Here is a 16,518-nt window from a genome sequence, read left to right on the forward strand (position 1 = left end):
GAGAGGTTCCGCCACCCATGAGTCACCCGTCCTCGGAGTCACTGCCCTACCACGGACTGCGTCTGCTGGCGGTGCACGCTCACCCCGACGACGAATCCTCCAAGGGGGCGGCGACGACCGCCCTCTACGCCGAGCGCGGGGCGCGGGTGATGATCGCGACGATGACCGGCGGGGAGGCCGGGGACATCCTCAACCCGGCGCTGCTCCAGAGTCCGCAGGCCGCCCGCGACATCGCCGGGCTGCGCCGCGACGAGATGGCCCGCGCGGCCGCCGAGCTCGGCGCCGAGCACCGCTGGATCGGCTTCGTCGACTCCGGGCTGCCCGAGGGCGACCCGGCCGTCGAGACCCCGCACGGCTGCTTCTACCGGACCCCCACCGCGGTCGCCGCACGTCCGCTCGTGCACCTCATCCGCAGCTTCCGGCCGCACGTCGTCACCACCTACGACGAGCTCGGGGGCTACCCGCACCCGGACCACATCAAGACCCACGAGGTGACGATGGCGGCAGTCGAATCCGCCGCCCACCCGGAGGACAACCCGGAGCTCGGCGAGCCCTGGCAGGTGCAGAAGGTCTACTACAACCAGGACCTCTCCCCGACGAAATGGCTCATCATCCACGAGCGGATGCTCGCCGACGGGCTCGAATCGCCGTTCGGCGAGATGCTCGAGCGCTACCGGGAGCGGGCGGACACGCGTCGCACCTGGCTGTCGACCCGGATCGAGTGCCGCGAGCACTTCGAGCAGCGCGACCGTGCGCTGCTCGCCCACGCCACCCAGATCGATCCGGAGGGCGGGTTCTTCACCGGGGCCCGTGAGGCCTCGAAGAAGTACTGGACCTCGGAGGAGTTCGAGCTCGCCCTCGACTTCACCGGACGGGACCCGCTCGACGGCGCACAGGAGTTCGTCGAATCGGATCTGTTCGCCGGCGTGATCGACGACTCAGGGCGGCGAGTGCCCGACACCGGACCCCTGGGTCCGGGTGCCCGAGAGGACGAGGGATGAACGCCGCACTCATCGCGCTGGCCCAGTCGCCGGCGCCCACCGAGGACATCGAGTACCCGGACCCGGTGCTCGTCACCCCGGGCACCATCGGCTTCCTCGTGACGTTCTTCATCGTGGTCGCGGCCATCTTCCTCATCCGCGACGCGCTCAAGCGCGTGCGCCGCGTGCGCGCCAAGGACCACGCGGTCGACCGCTACCCGATCCCGATGCGGCGTCCGGGCGAGGAGAACCAGCCCCTCAACCACGGCCACGACGGGCAGGGCGATGCCGTCGGACCCGACTCGGATGTCGCGGACACGGATGCCGGGGACACCCCGCCTCGCACCTGAGCCGGACCGCCCGGCTCAGAGCTCGGGGTTCGTGGTCACCGCGCCGACGAGCAGGGCGGCGAGATGGCAGCCGAAGCCGAGCACCGTGAGGGTGTGGAAGATCTCGTGGTACCCGAACACCCGCGGGGCGGGGTCGGGCCGCTTGATGCCGTAGATCACCGCACCGGCGATGTAGAGCGCGCCGCCGACGATGACGAGGATCGCGACCGCGGGGTTCTCCTGCCAGATCTGGGGCAGGTGGCCGACCCCGGTGACCCCGATCCCGACGTAGACGGGGACGAACAGCCAGCGCGGGGCGGTCGTCCACACGATCCGGAAGATCACCCCGAGGATCGCACCGATCCACATGATGCTCAGCAGCACGGTGGCCGCGCCGCGATCGAGCATGAGGACGGCGAGCGGCGTGTAGGTGCCGGCGATGATGAGGAAGATGTTCGCGTGGTCGAGGCGGCGCAGGAGCAGCCGCACCCGCATCCGCCAGCGCCCGCGGTGGTAGACGGCCGAGGTGCCGAACAGCATCATGCCGGTGACGGTGAACACCGCCGCGGCCATGCGCGAGGCGATGGTGGGGGAGAGGATGATGAGTGCGAGCCCGCCGATCACGGCGAGCGGGAACGCCCCGGCGTGGACCCAGCCGCGCCACGAGGGCCTGATCTGCCCGGCCAGCCGACTGAGCTCGAGGCGGATCGCGCGGCCGCGCCGGCTGCCGTAGAAGCTGCCGCCGCCGGCGGGTGCCTCGGAGGGGGTTCGGGCGGCCGGGTGACGGGGGAATCCATGCCACCGATTCTATCGGGCGCCGCATGCCGCTCCCGCGCGGGCCGGGTACGCTGAGGACCATGCGCGTGAAAGGAACTCTGCAGTCGGCGCTCTACCGACTCTACGACCACCGCATCGTGCGCAGGATCGCCCCCGGCGAGCAGGTGCCGCGCCATGTCGGGATCATCACCGACGGCAACCGGCGCTGGGCCAAGGAGTTCGGCACGACCACCGAGCACGGCCACCGGATGGGCGCCGGGCGGATCCTCGAGTTCCTCGGCTGGTGCGAGGAGATCGGCGTCGAGGTCGTCACGCTCTATGTACTCTCGAAGGAGAACCTCGCCCGGCCCGCCGAGGAGGTCGCGGCGCTCACCGACATCATCGCCCGGATGGCCTCGGACATCGCCGACCGGGAGACCGCCTCGGTGCAGCTCGTCGGTGACCTGGGGATGATCCCCGAGCCGCTGCGCTCCCAGCTCATCGGCGCCCAGCAGCGCTCCGCCTCCGGCGAGCCCACCGCCAAGCTCCTCACCGTCAACGTCGCGGTGGGCTACGGCGGTCGGCAGGAGGTCGTCGACGCGGTGCGCAGCTGGCTCACCGAGGAGCGGGCCGCCGGAGCCACGCTCGACGAGGCGCTCGAGAGCCTGAGCGAGGCCTGCATCTCCGAGCACCTCTACACCCGGGGGCAGCCGGACCCGGACCTCATCATCCGCACCTCCGGCGAGCAGCGCCTGTCCGGGTTCCTCATGTGGCAGTCCGCGTACTCCGAGTTCTACTTCTGCGAGGCCTACTGGCCCGACTTCCGGCGCACCGACTTCCTCCGCGCCGTGCGCTCCTACGGGCAGCGCAACCGCCGCTACGGGCGCTAGCCGCACCCGAGGGAAGATGCCGGCGCTGCGATTCAGCCGCTGTTCATCCTGCTGTCACACGCCGGTCCGGCGCGCCGCCGGTCGCGACCGGGAGCCGCGGGTAGGTTGAGGAGCAGTTGGCCGACACCAACCCGGGGTGCACATCTCGTCGGGGAAGGACAGGGAACGGGCGCCTCGGCAGACGATGCACAGGGGAGCCCAACATGACCGCATCATCCCGCACCACCTACGTCCTCGACACTTCGGTGCTGCTGTCGGATCCGAACGCGGTGTACCGCTTCGCCGAGCACGAGGTGGTGATCCCGCTCATCGTCGTCAGCGAGCTCGAGGGCAAGCGCCACCACCCGGAGCTCGGCTTCGCCGCCCGCAAGGCGCTCAACATGCTCGACGAGTTCCGGCAGGAGTTCGGCCGTCTCGACGAGTCGCTGCCGCTCGGCGAGGAGGGCGGATCGCTGCGGGTCGAGATCAACCACGTGGACTCCTCGGGCATGCCGGTGGCGTTCGACCGCGGGGAGAACGACACCCGCATCCTCGCCGTCGCCCGCAACCTCCAGGCCGAGGGCGACGCCGTCATCGTCGTGACGAAGGACATCCCGATGCGCGTCAAGGCCTCCGCGCTCGGCCTGCGCGCCGAGGAGTACCTCGCCGAGCTCGCGATCGACTCCGGCTTCACCGGCCTGTCCGAGGCGGCGCTCGACGAGGCGGAGATGAAGACGCTGTTCGACACCGGGTACCTCGAGACCGAGGCCGTCGCCGGGGAGATCGTCAACACCGGGCTCGTGCTGAGCTCGCCGCGCGGTTCCGGGCTGGGCCGGGTCGTGGGGCCGAACCGGATCAAGCTCGTGCGCGGGGACCGGGATGTGTTCGGCGTGCACGGGCGCTCCGCCGAGCAGCGGATCGCGATCGACCTCCTCACCGATCAGGACATCGGCATCGTGTCCCTCGGCGGGCGGGCGGGCACCGGGAAGTCCGCACTCGCGCTCATGGCCGGCCTGCAGGCCGTGCTCGAGGACCGGACGCAGGAGAAGATCATGGTGTTCCGGCCGCTCTATGCCGTCGGCGGGCAGAACCTCGGCTACCTGCCCGGTTCCGAGGGCGAGAAGATGAACCCGTGGGCGGAGGCGGTGTTCGACACCCTCGGAGCCCTCGTGTCGAAGAACGTCATCGACGAGGTCGTCCACCGCGGGCTGCTCGAGGTGCTGCCGCTCACCCACATCCGCGGCCGCTCCCTCCACGACGCCTACGTCATCGTCGACGAGGCGCAGTCGCTCGAGCGCAATGTGCTGCTCACGGTGCTCTCGCGCCTCGGGCAGAACTCGCGCGTGGTCCTCACCCACGACGTCGCCCAGCGCGACAACCTGCGGGTGAGCCGCCACGACGGCGTCGCCGCGGTGATCGAGAAGCTCAAGGGGCACCAGCTGTTCGCCCACATCACCCTCACCCGCTCCGAGCGCTCGGCGATCGCGGCCCTCGTCACGAGCGTCCTCGAGGAGTACGACATGCACTGACCCGGTGCGGGTGCGCAGCGGAGGCTCAGGGCTCTGCCGGGGCCCGCTCGAGCCGCGCGGCGAGGTGGTGGGTGAGCGGCAGGCCCACCGCGGCCATCGCTAAGTCCACGGCGAGCACGTCGCCGGAGAGCCGGTAGACCCGCTCGGTCGTCTTCACGGGCTTCGCGCTCGCGGAGTTGACCACCCGGGAGCGCAGGCGGATCTCGAAGCCGTCGTCGTGTGCGGCGAGCGTGCCCTCGGCGAGCTCGGTCTGCCCGGTGGGCTGGGCGAGGACGATCTCGATGCGCCCCTCACCGGGGGAGCGGAGGAACCCGGTCTCGGTGTGGAGCGGCCGGCCGTCGGGCGCCCAGGTGCGCTGTCGGTAGGCGAGGAACGGCTTCCCTACGTCGGTGAAGGTCAGCTCCTCGGTGTAGTCGAAGGAGTCGATCGTCGGGTACTCGCCGTGGCCGGGCCCGCGCCAAACCCCGAGCAGGGCGGAGAGCGGGACGAGGTGCGGATGCAGGGTCATGCCCCATGGTAGGCAGGCGGCCGGTGGGCCGTCACCCGGAAGCGCTTCTGCGTCACCTGGATCGGGGCGGCGTCGAGCCGGACGAGGGTCTCGAGGTGGTCGTCGACGGCGAAGCCCGGGACGTCCCAGGGGACGAGCCCGAGGTACTCGACGAGCGCCTCGGCGTCGCGGAACTCCATCGTGCCCGCCCAGTCCTCGGCGCGGTCCACCGTGAGCCCGGCGGCGGCGAGCTCCGCGACCATGATCGGCAGGCGCACCTCCGGATGGAGCGGCGCGCCGCCGAACCACTCGCGCAGCTCACCGGCCTCGGAGTCGTAGGCGAGTACCTCCACCCCGGCCGGGGCGAGGGCGGCCCCGGCGACGGGCAGATTCGGCTCCCACCCCTCGGTCGCGGTCACGGTGGGCCGCTGCTGCCCGGGCTCTGCCGGCGCCCTCCCCGTCGGCAGGCCGGCGAGGAGGGCGAGGAGCCGCTCGCCGCCGCCGGTCCCGAGGTCCGCTGCGGTTCGGGACGCGCCCAGCGCGGTGCGGCAGTCGGCCTCGAAGTCCCACGGCGGGTCGTCGGCGCGCAGCCGACCGTCGAGGCGGGAGAAGTCCCAGCCGGTCATCGTCGCCTCCGCATGCGCGGCGCGCAGGCGAGCAGCGAGCTCGCGCATCGCTCGTCTCCTGTCGAACAGCATCGAGCGGTCGCTTCCCTGGCGTTCCGGGGCAGGAGGCCGGAGGGAAGCGACCGCTCGACGACGGTGACGCCGTGGGCGTCGGTTCTACCTGTAGTCGCCGATCATCGTGGTGACGTCGAGGGCCTTGTCGAGGTCGGCCTCGGTGATCGAGCCGTCCTCGACGAAGCCGAGGTCGATCGTCGCCTCCTTGACGGTCATCTTGCTGTTCACCGCGTGCTTGGCGATCTTCGCCGCCGCCTCGTAGCCGATGACCTTGTTGAGCGGGGTGACGATCGAGGGCGAGGCCTCGGCGAGGAAGCGGCAGCGCTCCTCGTTCGCGGTGAGCCCGTCGATCATCTTGTCGGCCATGACGGTGGAGACGTTCGCGATGAGGCGGATCGACTCGAGGAGGTTCTTCGCCATCACCGGGATGCCCACGTTGAGCTCGAAGGCGCCGTTCGTCGAGGACAGGGCGACCGTGGTGTCGTTGCCGATGACCTGGGCGGCGGCCTGGATCGCGGCCTCGCAGATCACCGGGTTGACCTTGCCGGGCATGATCGACGAGCCGGGCTGGAGGTCGGGGATGTGGAGCTCGCCCAGGCCGGTGTTCGGGCCCGATCCCATCCAGCGCAGGTCGTTGTTGATCTTCATGTAGCTGTAGGCGATCGTGCGGAGCTGGCCGGACACCTCGACGAGGCCGTCGCGGTTGGCCTGCGCCTCGAAGTGGTTGCGCGCCTCGGTGATCGGCAGGCCGGTCTGCTCGGCGAGGAGCTCGACGACGCGGGAGGAGAAGCCGGCCGGGGTGTTGATGCCGGTGCCTACTGCGGTGCCGCCCTGGGGGACCTCGGCGACGCGGGGGAGCGAGGCCCGGATCCGCTCGATGCCGTAGCGGACCTGCGCGGCGTAGCCGCCGAACTCCTGGCCGAGCGTCACCGGGGTGGCGTCCATGAGGTGGGTGCGGCCGGACTTGACGACGTTCTCGAACTCCTTCGCCTTCTTCTCCAGCGAAGTGGCGAGGTGCTCCATCGCGGGCGTGAGGTCGTGGACGAGGGCCGAGGTCACGGCCACGTGGACCGAGGTCGGGAACACGTCGTTCGAGGACTGCGAGGCGTTGACGTGGTCGTTGGGGTGGACCTCGATGCCCTCGCCCTCGAGCGCACGGGTGGCCAGGGTGGCGAGCACCTCGTTGGTGTTCATGTTCGAGGAGGTGCCGGAACCGGTCTGGAACACGTCGATCGGGAACTCCCCGTCGTGCTCGCCGGCGATGACGGAGTCCGCGGCGGCCTGGATCGCCTTCGAGCGGGCGGCATCGAGGACCTCGAGCTCCTCGTTCGCGCGCGCCGCGGCCTTCTTGACCTGGGCCAGCGCGGCGATGTGGGCGCTCTCGAGCGTCGAGCCGGAGATCGGGAAGTTCTCGACGGCGCGCTGCGTCTGCGCCCGGTAGAGGGCCTGGGCGGGGACCTTGACCTCGCCCATGGTGTCGTGCTCGATGCGGAATTCTTCGCTCATGCTTCTTCTCAGCTCCTTGCTGGTGTCGTGATGCGGGCTGCGGGCCCGCGCCTCAGGGGTCGGGGGGTGTGGGCGGCGGTCGGATCAGGCGGCGGGTTCGGGGGCGGAGTCGGCCTGCGGCGTCTCGGTGACGCCGCTCGCATCGAGCTTCGCGACGAGGTTGACCCGGCCGTCGGCGAGCCGGTAGGTCAGCCCGGCGATGACGAGGCGGCCGTCCTCGACGGCCTGCCGCAGGATCGCCGAGCGCTGGGGGAGACGGCGCACGGTGTCGATGGTGTTCTGCACGACGGTGCCCTGGACGTCGCCGCGCCCCGCGCCGGTCGCGCGGACCACCGAGGGGAGCAGCTTGGACACGACGTCGGAGATGAAGCCCTCGGGCATGTCACCGGTGGCGAAGGAATTCAGCGCGGCCGTGATCGCCCCGCAGCTGTCGTGTCCGAGCACGATGAGCAGCGGGGTGCCGAGCACCTCGACGCCGTACTCGAGGCTGCCGATCGTCACCGAGTCCGCGACCTGGCCGGCGGTGCGGACGACGAACATCTCGCCCAGCCCGACGTCGAAGATCATCTCCGCGGCGACGCGGGAGTCCGCGCACCCGAACAGGGTGGCGAAGGGGGCCTGTGCGGCGGTCAGCGCCTCGCGGCGGGAGGCGTCCTGGTTGGGGTGCGCCGGGGTGCCGTCGACGAACCGCTGGTTGCCGTCCATGAGGCGCCGGTAGACCTCCGAGGGGGTCTGCGCCTGCTGCGGTGCGCTCGCGGATCCGGGCGCTGCCCGTTCCGGGGAGCCGGATCGCGGATCAGACGAGGCCACGGCGCGCGGCCTCCTCCGCGGCTTCGACGTAGGAGTGGGTCTTCTCGAGCTGGTGCTCGGCGTAGACGTTGCGCACGGTGCCGGACTTCGAGCGCATGACGAGCGAGTGGGTGAGCACCCGCCGTCCTTCGTAGCGCACACCCTCGATGAGGTCGCCCTCGGTGATGCCGGTGGCGACGAAGTACGTGTTGTCGCCGGTCACGAGGTCATCAGTGTTGAGCACGGCGCCGAGCTCGAGGCCGGCGGCCTCCGCGTTCTCCCGCTCCTCGTCCGACTGCGGCCACAGGCGGCCCTGGATCACGCCGCCGAGCGCCTTGATCGCGCACGCGGTGATGATGCCCTCGGGGGTGCCGCCGATACCCATGAGCATGTCGATGCCCGAACCGGGGCGGCACGCGGCGATCGCCCCGGCGACGTCGCCGTCGCTGATGAGGCGGATGCGGGCGCCGGCCTGCCGCACCTCGTCGATGAGCTGCGCGTGGCGCGGGCGGTCGAGGATGACGACGGTGACCGAGGACATGTCGGTGCGCTGGCCCTTGGCCTTGGCCACCCGGCGGATGTTCTCCGCCACCGGCAGGCGCAGGTCGATGGCGTCGGCGGCCTCGGGGCCGGTGACGAGCTTCTCCATGTAGAACACGGCGGACGGGTCGTACATCGCGCCGCCCTCGCTCACCGCCATGACGGAGATCGCGTTGGGCATGCCCTTGGCGGTGAGCGTGGTGCCGTCGATCGGGTCGACGGCGACGTCGCACTTGGGCCCCTGGCGATCGCCCACGGACTCGCCGTTGAAGAGCATCGGCGCCTCGTCCTTCTCACCCTCGCCGATGACGACGGTGCCGTCCATCCGGACGGTGGAGATGACGTTGCGCATCGCGGCGACGGCGGCGCCGTCGGCGGCGAGCTTGTCGCCGCGCCCCACCCACGGGGCGGCGGCGATCGCCGCGGCCTCGGTGACGCGGACGAGCTCGAGGGCGAGGTTGCGGTCGGGCCCGCCCTCGGCGTCCCGGAGCTTCTGGGTCCAGGAGTCGGTGACCGCGACGGGCGGGGTCTCGGCACGGCCTCCGCCGTGGTGCGCCTTCTCGGTCTGGGCTGGGGTCTCTGACGGCGTCGTCTCACTCATAGGCTCATTGTGCCACCCGCGCGGGCCGGGCAACCACCGCCCCGGCATCGGTTCGGTGGCTCCCCGGTTTGGACCGGTGCCCGCGACACGGGACAATGGCCGGGTGAGTGACACAGGAAGAGTCCCGGTGCAGCCCGGTTCGCGCGAGGAGATGCGGCGCATCCGGATGTCGTCCAACTGGGTGAACATGGTGATCGCGCTCGGCGTCTGCCTGGCCGCGGTCCTCGTCGCGTTCGCTTTCGTGCCGCGTCCGGAGATGGAGCTCACCCGAGAGGTCGACTACGTCGGGATGGCGGAGTCCGCCCAGACCTCGGCCGACTTCACCCTCGCCGTGCCCGCGCTCCCCGAGGGGTGGACGAGCAACGAGGCGAACCTCGAGCCCATGGGCACCCCGGCCGTGGAGACCTGGTACGTGTCCTGGGTGGGCCCGGAGCGCGAATGGATGTCGCTGCGGCAGTCGCAGGGCAACGACAACTGGGTGCGCTCGATGGTGACCGACGAGCTGTCCGAGTCCGGCACGCGCGAGATCGCCGGGCAGACCTTCACCGCCTATGAGAACTCCCGCGGCGACCAGGCGCTCGTCGGCGAGGTCGACGGCACGACCGTCGTCCTCAAGGGCACCGCCGCCTGGGAGACCTACGACCGCTTCGCCACGGAGATCGTCGAGGGCGCCTGAGCGGCGGCGTGCGCGGACCGCTCTCAGTCCTCGGAGTCCTCAGCCCTCGGTGTCGGCGCGCTTCGCCTTCGCGGTCTCGAGCTTCTCGCGGGCGCCGTCGAGCCAGGCCTGGCAGCGGTCGGCGAGCGCCTCGCCGCGCTCCCACAGCCGCAGCGACTCCTCGAGCGGCAGGTTGCCGGCTTCGAGACGGGTGACGGCAGCGACGAGCTCGGCCCGCGCCTCCTCGTAGCTCAGGTCCGCGATGTCGGGCTCCGCGGAGCCCGCGCCCGCGCCGTCCGGGGTATTCGTCGTGGTCTCGCTCATGCGGGTTCTCCTCCTGTGCCGGAACGGGCTGCGGTGTGGTGATCGGGTTCGGGGTGGACCTCGGTGACCTGGGCCGCGAAGCCGCCCTCGGCCACCCGGACGCGCACGGCCTGCCCGGCGGCGAGCTCCGCCGAGGACCGCACGGCCGCACCGTCGGCGGTCTGCACGACGGCGTAGCCGCGGGCGAGCGTGTTGCGCGGGGACAGGGAGCGCACCTGTGTCCGCAGGTGCTCGATCTGGGCCGAGGCGTGACGGACCGCCGCACTCCCGGACTGCCAGGCGCGGGCGCGCAGCGCCTCGACGTCCTGGGCCCGGGTGCCGATCATCGACTCCGGGTGGGCGAGCACCGGCCGGGAGCGGACCGCGGCGAGCGCCTCGGACTCGCGGCGCAGCAGCCGGTCGATCGCGCCGTCGAGCGCTGCCCGGGCCTGGAGGAGGTTCATCCGCTCCTCGTGGATGTCCGGCACGATCCGTTTCGCGGCGTCCGTCGGGGTGGAGGCGCGGAGGTCGGCGACCTCGTCGAGGATCGGCCGGTCGGCCTCGTGACCGATCGCCGACACCACCGGCGTGCGAGCCTCCGCGACCGCCCGGATGAGCGACTCGTTGGAGAAGGGGAGGAGATCCTCGAGGCTGCCGCCGCCGCGCGCGATGACGATGACGTCGACCTCCGGCAGGGCATCGAGCTCCGCGAGCGCCGCCCGCACCTGCGGGACGGCGTCCGGCCCCTGCACGGCGACGGCGCGGACCTCGAACGCGACGGCCGGCCAGCGCAGCGCGGCATTGCGCATGACGTCCTTCTCCGCATCCGAGTTGCGCCCGGTGATGAGCCCGATCCGGTTCGGCAGGAACGGCAGGCGCTGCTTGCGCTCGGGAGCGAACAGGCCCTCCGCGCCGAGCTGGCGGCGGAGCTTCTCGAGGCGTGCGAGCAGCTCCCCGAGGCCGACCGGCCTGATGTCGTTGGCGCGCATGGTGAGCCGGCCGGCCTTGAGCCAGAAGTCGGCCTTGACGTTGACGACCACCCGTGCGCCCTCCGACAGCGGGGCGTCGATCCGCTCGAGCACGGAGTTCCACACCTGCACCGGCAGGGACATCTCCTCGTCGACGTCGCGCAGTGTGAGATAGCTCGCCTTGCCGCGGCGGTTGAGCTCGATGACCTGTCCCTCGATCCAGACGGCGGACATCCGGTCGATGTAGGTCTTGATGTTGCGGCTGAGCAGGCTGAGCGGCCAGGGGTTGTCCGGGCTCGTCTCCGCGGCGGTCCGCGCCCGCTCGCGGGGCACGTCCGCGCCCAGCGTCCCCGGGGTGCCCGAGATCCTCTGCACCATCTCCCTGCCCTCTCGTTCGGTGTCTGCGCCGAGTCTAGTGCCCGGCACGGACACGGGCGCCCGCTCGCCCCGTCGCGCGCAGGACCCGCCCCGGCGTCGGCTCGGTGGAGGTGCTCAGGTTCCTTCCCTAGACTGGTCGGGTGACTTCTACCGTGACTGTTCCCGTGCCCGCCATGCCGCGCAAGCGGCTGGAGCCCTCCGAGATCCGGTCCCCCGAGGGAGTGGAGAAGAAGGTGCTGCTCGCCGCCCCGCGCGGCTACTGCGCCGGGGTGGACCGCGCCGTCATCGCCGTCGCGCGCGCGCTCGACCACTACGGCGCCCCGGTCTACGTCCGCAAGGAGATCGTCCACAACCGCCATGTCGTCGACACGCTGTCGGCCCGCGGGGCGATCTTCGTCGACGAGACCGACCAGGTGCCCGCCGGCGAGCGCGTCGTGTTCTCCGCCCACGGCGTGTCCCCGCAGGTCCACCGGGAGGCCGAGGCGCTCGGCCTGTCGACGATCGACGCGACCTGCCCGCTCGTCACCAAGGTCCACCGCGAGGCGGTCCGGTTCGCCCGCGACGGCTATTCGATACTGCTCGTCGGCCATGCCGGCCACGAGGAGGTCGAGGGCACGATGGGCGAGGCGCCGGAGCACATCACCCTCGTGCAGAACCCCGCCGAGGCGCGCACCGTGACGGTGGAGAACCCGGAGAAGCTCGTGTGGATCTCGCAGACCACCCTGAGCGTCGACGAGACCATGGAGACGGTGAACATCCTGCGCGAGCGGTTCCCTTCCCTGCAGGACCCGCCGAGCGACGACATCTGCTACGCCACCCAGAACCGCCAGGTCGCGGTGAAGAAGGTCGCCCCCGACGCCGACCTCGTGCTCGTCGTGGGCTCGGCGAACTCCTCGAACTCGGTGCGCCTCGTCGAGGTCGCGCTCGAGCACGGGGCGAAGGCCGCCCACCGCGTCGACTTCGCCCGCGAGGTCGACGAGTCCTGGTTCCACGACGTCGCGACTGTCGGTGTGACGAGCGGGGCGAGCGTCCCGGAGACCCTCGTGCAGGACCTCCTGCGCCTGCTCTCCGACTACGGCTTCGCCGCCGTGGAGGAGATCCGCACCGCGGAGGAGGACCTGATGTTCTCGCTCCCGCGCGAGCTCCGCAAGGACCTCAAGGCCGCCGGGCAGGAGACCTCGAACAAGAAGAACGGCGCCGACCGGGACCACGAGCTGCGCTGAGTCCCGGCCCGTCCGACCCCGGATGAGAACGTTCTCATCCGCTTATCATCTGCGATTCATCGCCGGTTCATAGCGTGATCACGTCAAGGTCAGCCGCCGGAGCCCGTCTTTGCGCCGGATCCGGCCCCGGTGCGCAGGACGGAGCGGCCGGCTTCGCGATCTCCCCGAGCATCATGGCGGTGATCGGAGCCGTGGCCGTCGTGCTCGCTGGCCTCGCGGCCGGTGCGTTCGTTCTCATGCGGTGCCGGCGCCGGCGCACGCCCACGGGCCCAGATACCGGCACCGGCCCTGTCTGAGCGAACACCTCGGGGCCCCCGCCCACTGAACGCTCGGGCACGCACCCGGAGCTCCGCCTGCGATCACGCGCTTCGCCGGGCATCACCTCCACCCCGGCTGGGACCGCCCTCGCGCAGCTCCGGGGGAGAGGCGAGTTCGGCGGCGCTGATCCCGCGGGTCTGCCCGTCGAGCTGATCGAATGCAGCGAGCTCGTCCTGCACGACCCCGGTGGCCGGGAACTTCCGGGCGGTGACGAGGAAGCGGGACTCGAAGGAGCCGATGAACCCGTTGTACTCCGCGACGGCCTTGTCGAGGCTCCCTCCCAGACGGGTGAGCCGCTCGCTGAGCAGACCGGTGCGCTCGTAGAGCTCGCGGCCCAGCCGCATGACCTCCTTCGCCGAAGTGCTGATCTCGTGCTGGCGCCAGTTGAGCGCGACGGTCTTGAGGAGGACGAGCAGCGTCGACGGGGAGGCAAGCACGACGTTCTTCGCCAGCGCGCGGTCGATGAGCTGCGGGTAGGCGGCCGCGGCCTCGGAGAGCAGACCGTCGGTGGGCACGAAGCACACGACGAACTCCGGGGCCGTGTCGAACAGCGCCCAGTACTCCTTGGAGGCGAGCTGGTCGACGTGGCGGAGCAGGGCACGTGCATGGTCGTCGCCCGCCCCCTGGGCCGGCGCCTCCTCCCCGGACCGCAGCCGGGCGGCGAGCGGGGTCTTCGCATCGACGACGATCGTGCCGCCGCCGGGGACGCGCACGACGAGGTCCGGGCGGGAGCCGCGTGCGCCCTCGCCGGCACTCCTCACGCTCACCTGCGTATCGAAGTCGACGTGGGGGAGCATGCCGGAGTACTCGACGATGCGGCGCAGCTGCACCTCGCCCCACGACCCCCGGGCCGCCGTCGAATGGAGGGCGGTCGACAGCCGCCCGGTGGACTCCTGCAACCGCTGGTTCTGCTCGGTGAGCGCGGCGATCTGCGTGCTCAGGCGGGTGATCTGCTCGATCCGCTCGCGGTCGTGCCGGCCGACCTCTGTGTGGAGGCTCTTGACGCCGGCGGCGAGCGGACCGACGGCGGAGGTGAGCTCGGTGGCGAGCCGGGCGTCCGCCTCGAGCGCGGCGGTGCGGTCGGTGAGGAGGCGTTCGGCGGTGCGCGCCTCGGCGAGCTGCGCTGCGTAGCCGCTGCGGGTGCGTGCGGCACCGATGAGCCAGCCGAGCGCGGCACCGGCGAGGAGGAAGAGAACTGCGGTGATGAGGAGCGCGGTGATGTCCATGCCGCAAGCGTTCCACGAGGCACGGACACGGGGCCGGATGGCAGGATGGAACCCGGGAGCACGTTCGAGAGGGGACAGCACGATGAGCGGACTCGACCTCGCGGAGGTGACCGCGGCGCGCGCCCGGATCGGCGCCCACGTGCGTCCGCTCGCGGTGACGCGAGCGGACGACCACCGAGTTGCCGACGGCGCACCGTTCGAGCTCCACCTCGCCCTCGAGCACCTCCAGCACACCGGGTCATTCAAGGCCCGCGGCGCGCAGAACTTCATCCAGGCGCACCTCGAATCCGGGACCCTGCCCGCAGCAGGAGTGACGATCGCCTCCGGCGGGAACGCCGGACTGGCCTGCGCCTGGGCGGCCCGGGAACAGGGAGTCCATGCGACGGTGTTCCTCCCTGCCACCGCACCTGCGGTGAAGGTCGAGCGCCTGCGCGGATACGGCGCGGACGTCCGGCAGATCGGAGACGAGTACGTCGAGGCGCAGGCCGCCTGCCAGGAGTCCGCCACGCGGTCCGGCGCGCTGCAGTCCCACGCCTACGATCACCGGCTCATCGCGGCCGGCGCCGGCACGCTCATGGCGGAGCTGCACGAGCAGGTCCCCGATCTCGACACCGTCGTCGTCGCGGTCGGCGGAGGCGGGCTGTTCGCCGGGGTGGCGACCGCGGCGCGGCACCTCGGCGTCCGCACGGTGGCGGTCGAACCGGAGCACTGCCGCGCGCTGTCCGCTGCCCTCGCCGCAGGCCGGCCCGTCGATGTCGCCGTGGAGTCGGTAGCGGCGGATTCCCTGGGTGCGCGCCGCATCTCCGACACGGCGCTGCAGGCGGCGCGCTCCGGTGGCGCGGTGTCGGTGCTCGTGACCGACGAGGCGATCGTCGACGCCCGGCAGCACCTGTGGGACGAGTACCGCCTCGCCGTCGAACATGCGGCGGGCACAGCGCTCGCCGGCATCCTCAGGCCCGGCGGGTACCGGCCGGCAGCGGGGGAGAAGGTCGCCGTCGTGCTGTGCGGGGCGAACACCGATCCGAGCGATCTCATGGATCGAAATAGTTGAACTCGCAACCATGTTGGGACGGGCATGAAGGCTTTCGGATTCCTCAGCTTCGGCCACTACGGGCACGGTCGCGGACCCGGCGACCCCGACGCCGCCGCGATGCTCCGCGACTCCGTGGAGATCGCAGTCGGGGCCGATGAGATCGGTGTCAACGGCGCGTGCTTCCGCGTCCACCACTTCGCCCGCCAGTCGGCGTCCCCGATGCCTCTGCTCGCAGCGATCGCAGCACGCACCTCGGCGATCGAGGTGGGCACCGGCGTCATCGATATGCGCTACCAGGACCGCCACGGTGATTGGCGAACATTGCGCCCGGACTTCCTGTTCTTCATCGATAGCGATGAGGGTGTGCAGGCGAACATCGTCGACCCGCACGGCGCGTGGCTTCCCGATGCGCTGGCAAAGCTCCGGGGCATGGCCCGGTTCGCTGAGGTGTACGGCGACAGATTCCATCGGATCGAGTCGATCTCACGTATTGACGGCATGCTGCGTATCCTGGACTTCACGCTTCCGGAAGTCCGTGCTGGGGTGCTGGATGCCATCGATGCGGACAATGTCTACCGAGATTCCTCGGTCGAGTACTGAAAGTAGGAAGAGGCAGATGACCAAGGGGAACGCCGATCAGAGCAACGCCGTATGGCAACGGATTAGCGAGACAGCCGAGGCTCATCCTCGCTTTGACCGTCTTCGCATCCACGTTTCTGCGATCACGGACGAGCTAGCCACACGGGAAGTTTTCGACTATGTCGACGGGGACTGGGTGCTCTCGGATCGTGCTTGGACCGATTGGATTTTCGCCGGGGAGGACGACAAGTACTTGGACGGTCAGCCCAAGAAGAAGTTCTGGGACCGTGAAACCCCCAAGTGGCTGGACTACTTACTCCTCTTCGTGATCCTCGGCCTCGCCGGATGGGTGTCGTACGCAGTTGGAAAGGCGCAACAAGACGTCGGCGCCGGGCTGGGGCTCTTCTTGACGTCCCTGGGCTTGGTGCTCTCCCTAGCAACGCGTCACTGGAAGAAGTTCGAAGTCCCCGTCTATTACATCGGGCTCCTTCTGGGCTTAGGTGGACTGGCTGCAACGCTGATCAGCCTTGTCTCGTAGCGATGATCAAAGGTCCGCTCGGCCACGACGGCGAGTCATACCGCACCTGTTCAGCGTTCGGTTGAGATTGCGAGCCTGAGCCGGTACCTGCAGACATTTGGATGCGGATCGCATTTACGCGCCTTGTCCACGGCGTGCACGCGGTGATCGATCCAATCAAACGCCGGCGGTGACCGCAGCGCCGCCATGGGTTCGCGATATGCTCAACTCACCTGCCCGTGCATCTGCTGG

Annotated in this window: 18 protein-coding genes; 9 read left to right on the top strand and 9 right to left on the bottom strand. The window is 70.7% G+C overall.

Annotated elements, in window-relative coordinates; genetic code table 11:
* The first annotated feature begins 17 nt into the window (after nucleotides 1-17).
* Complete coding sequence (gene mca / locus FDF13_RS08385; protein ID WP_137319243.1) at nucleotides 18-1,001, top strand: mycothiol conjugate amidase Mca; 984 nt, start codon at nucleotides 18-20, stop codon at nucleotides 999-1,001.
* Nucleotides 998-1,330, top strand: coding sequence for a hypothetical protein (locus FDF13_RS08390; protein WP_247618875.1), 333 nt, complete (start codon nucleotides 998-1,000; stop codon nucleotides 1,328-1,330). Before mca ends, FDF13_RS08390 begins: the two co-directional genes overlap by 4 nt.
* 15 nt (nucleotides 1,331-1,345) lie before the next feature.
* Here FDF13_RS08390 and FDF13_RS08395 read toward each other — a convergent pair whose 3' ends face one another.
* A complete protein-coding gene (locus tag FDF13_RS08395; RefSeq protein ID WP_254668746.1) occupies nucleotides 1,346-1,933 on the bottom strand; it encodes a hemolysin III family protein in 588 nt (195 codons plus the stop codon).
* 233 nt (nucleotides 1,934-2,166) lie between these two features.
* On the opposite strand from FDF13_RS08395, the gene uppS reads away from it, so the two are divergent.
* Both uppS and FDF13_RS08405 read left to right on the top strand, forming a co-directional pair.
* On the top strand, nucleotides 2,167-2,955 hold the full coding sequence (gene uppS / locus FDF13_RS08400; RefSeq protein WP_137319245.1) for a polyprenyl diphosphate synthase: 789 nt from the start codon (nucleotides 2,167-2,169) through the stop codon (nucleotides 2,953-2,955).
* A gap of 203 nt (nucleotides 2,956-3,158) precedes the next feature.
* Nucleotides 3,159-4,463, top strand: coding sequence for a PhoH family protein (locus FDF13_RS08405; RefSeq protein ID WP_137319246.1), 1,305 nt, complete (start codon nucleotides 3,159-3,161; stop codon nucleotides 4,461-4,463).
* 25 nt (nucleotides 4,464-4,488) lie between these two features.
* On the opposite strand, the gene FDF13_RS08410 is transcribed toward FDF13_RS08405, so the two are convergent.
* From FDF13_RS08410 to glpX, 5 genes are all read right to left on the bottom strand, one after another.
* The gene (locus FDF13_RS08410; RefSeq protein ID WP_137319247.1) at nucleotides 4,489-4,971 is read right to left on the bottom strand and encodes an FABP family protein; all 483 of its coding nucleotides are present in this window, start codon (nucleotides 4,969-4,971) and stop codon (nucleotides 4,489-4,491) included.
* Nucleotides 4,968-5,624, bottom strand: coding sequence for an SAM-dependent methyltransferase (locus FDF13_RS08415; protein WP_137319248.1), 657 nt, complete (start codon nucleotides 5,622-5,624; stop codon nucleotides 4,968-4,970). The genes FDF13_RS08410 and FDF13_RS08415 overlap by 4 nt, the downstream gene beginning before the upstream one ends.
* 108 nt (nucleotides 5,625-5,732) lie before the next feature.
* Nucleotides 5,733-7,136: a class II fumarate hydratase gene (locus FDF13_RS08420; protein WP_137319249.1), complete on the bottom strand. Its 1,404-nt coding sequence runs from the start codon at nucleotides 7,134-7,136 to the stop codon at nucleotides 5,733-5,735.
* Between the two features lie 84 nt (nucleotides 7,137-7,220).
* On the bottom strand, nucleotides 7,221-7,841 hold the full coding sequence (locus FDF13_RS08425; RefSeq protein WP_137320441.1) for a carbonic anhydrase: 621 nt from the start codon (nucleotides 7,839-7,841) through the stop codon (nucleotides 7,221-7,223).
* Nucleotides 7,842-7,932: 91 nt separating this feature from the next.
* A complete protein-coding gene (gene glpX, locus FDF13_RS08430) occupies nucleotides 7,933-9,066 on the bottom strand; it encodes a class II fructose-bisphosphatase (protein ID WP_137319250.1) in 1,134 nt (377 codons plus the stop codon).
* Between the two features lie 103 nt (nucleotides 9,067-9,169).
* Here glpX and FDF13_RS08435 point away from each other — a divergent pair, with 103 nt between their 5' ends.
* Nucleotides 9,170-9,742, top strand: a complete 573-nt coding sequence (locus FDF13_RS08435) for a DUF4245 domain-containing protein (protein ID WP_137319251.1) — start codon at nucleotides 9,170-9,172, stop codon at nucleotides 9,740-9,742.
* Nucleotides 9,743-9,781: 39 nt separating this feature from the next.
* On the opposite strand, the gene FDF13_RS08440 is transcribed toward FDF13_RS08435, so the two are convergent.
* The gene (locus tag FDF13_RS08440) at nucleotides 9,782-10,045 is read right to left on the bottom strand and encodes an exodeoxyribonuclease VII small subunit (RefSeq protein ID WP_137319252.1); all 264 of its coding nucleotides are present in this window, start codon (nucleotides 10,043-10,045) and stop codon (nucleotides 9,782-9,784) included.
* On the bottom strand, nucleotides 10,042-11,370 hold the full coding sequence (gene xseA, locus FDF13_RS08445) for an exodeoxyribonuclease VII large subunit (RefSeq protein WP_137319253.1): 1,329 nt from the start codon (nucleotides 11,368-11,370) through the stop codon (nucleotides 10,042-10,044). Before xseA ends, FDF13_RS08440 begins: the two co-directional genes overlap by 4 nt.
* Nucleotides 11,371-11,534: 164 nt before the next feature.
* Here xseA and FDF13_RS08450 point away from each other — a divergent pair, with 164 nt between their 5' ends.
* Entirely contained in the window at nucleotides 11,535-12,593 is a 1,059-nt protein-coding gene (locus FDF13_RS08450) for a 4-hydroxy-3-methylbut-2-enyl diphosphate reductase (RefSeq protein ID WP_175407036.1), read from the top strand.
* A 359-nt stretch (nucleotides 12,594-12,952) separates the two neighbouring features.
* Here the strand turns inward: FDF13_RS08450 and FDF13_RS08455 are convergent, their stop codons facing one another.
* On the bottom strand, nucleotides 12,953-14,137 hold the full coding sequence (locus tag FDF13_RS08455; protein WP_137319255.1) for a DNA recombination protein RmuC: 1,185 nt from the start codon (nucleotides 14,135-14,137) through the stop codon (nucleotides 12,953-12,955).
* Between the two features lie 82 nt (nucleotides 14,138-14,219).
* Here FDF13_RS08455 and FDF13_RS08460 point away from each other — a divergent pair, with 82 nt between their 5' ends.
* The 3 genes from FDF13_RS08460 (at nucleotide 14,220) to FDF13_RS08470 (ending at nucleotide 16,287) form a co-directional block, all read left to right on the top strand.
* Nucleotides 14,220-15,188: a threonine/serine dehydratase gene (locus FDF13_RS08460; protein ID WP_137319256.1), complete on the top strand. Its 969-nt coding sequence runs from the start codon at nucleotides 14,220-14,222 to the stop codon at nucleotides 15,186-15,188.
* 114 nt (nucleotides 15,189-15,302) lie between these two features.
* A complete protein-coding gene (locus FDF13_RS15275; protein ID WP_368074034.1) occupies nucleotides 15,303-15,770 on the top strand; it encodes an LLM class flavin-dependent oxidoreductase in 468 nt (155 codons plus the stop codon).
* A gap of 16 nt (nucleotides 15,771-15,786) precedes the next feature.
* A complete protein-coding gene (locus FDF13_RS08470; RefSeq protein ID WP_137319258.1) occupies nucleotides 15,787-16,287 on the top strand; it encodes a hypothetical protein in 501 nt (166 codons plus the stop codon).
* Nucleotides 16,288-16,518: the final 231 nt, after the last annotated feature.

This window comes from Brevibacterium sp. CS2, from assembly GCF_005280295.1.
GTDB classification, from domain to species: Bacteria; Actinomycetota; Actinomycetes; order Actinomycetales; family Brevibacteriaceae; genus Brevibacterium; species Brevibacterium pityocampae.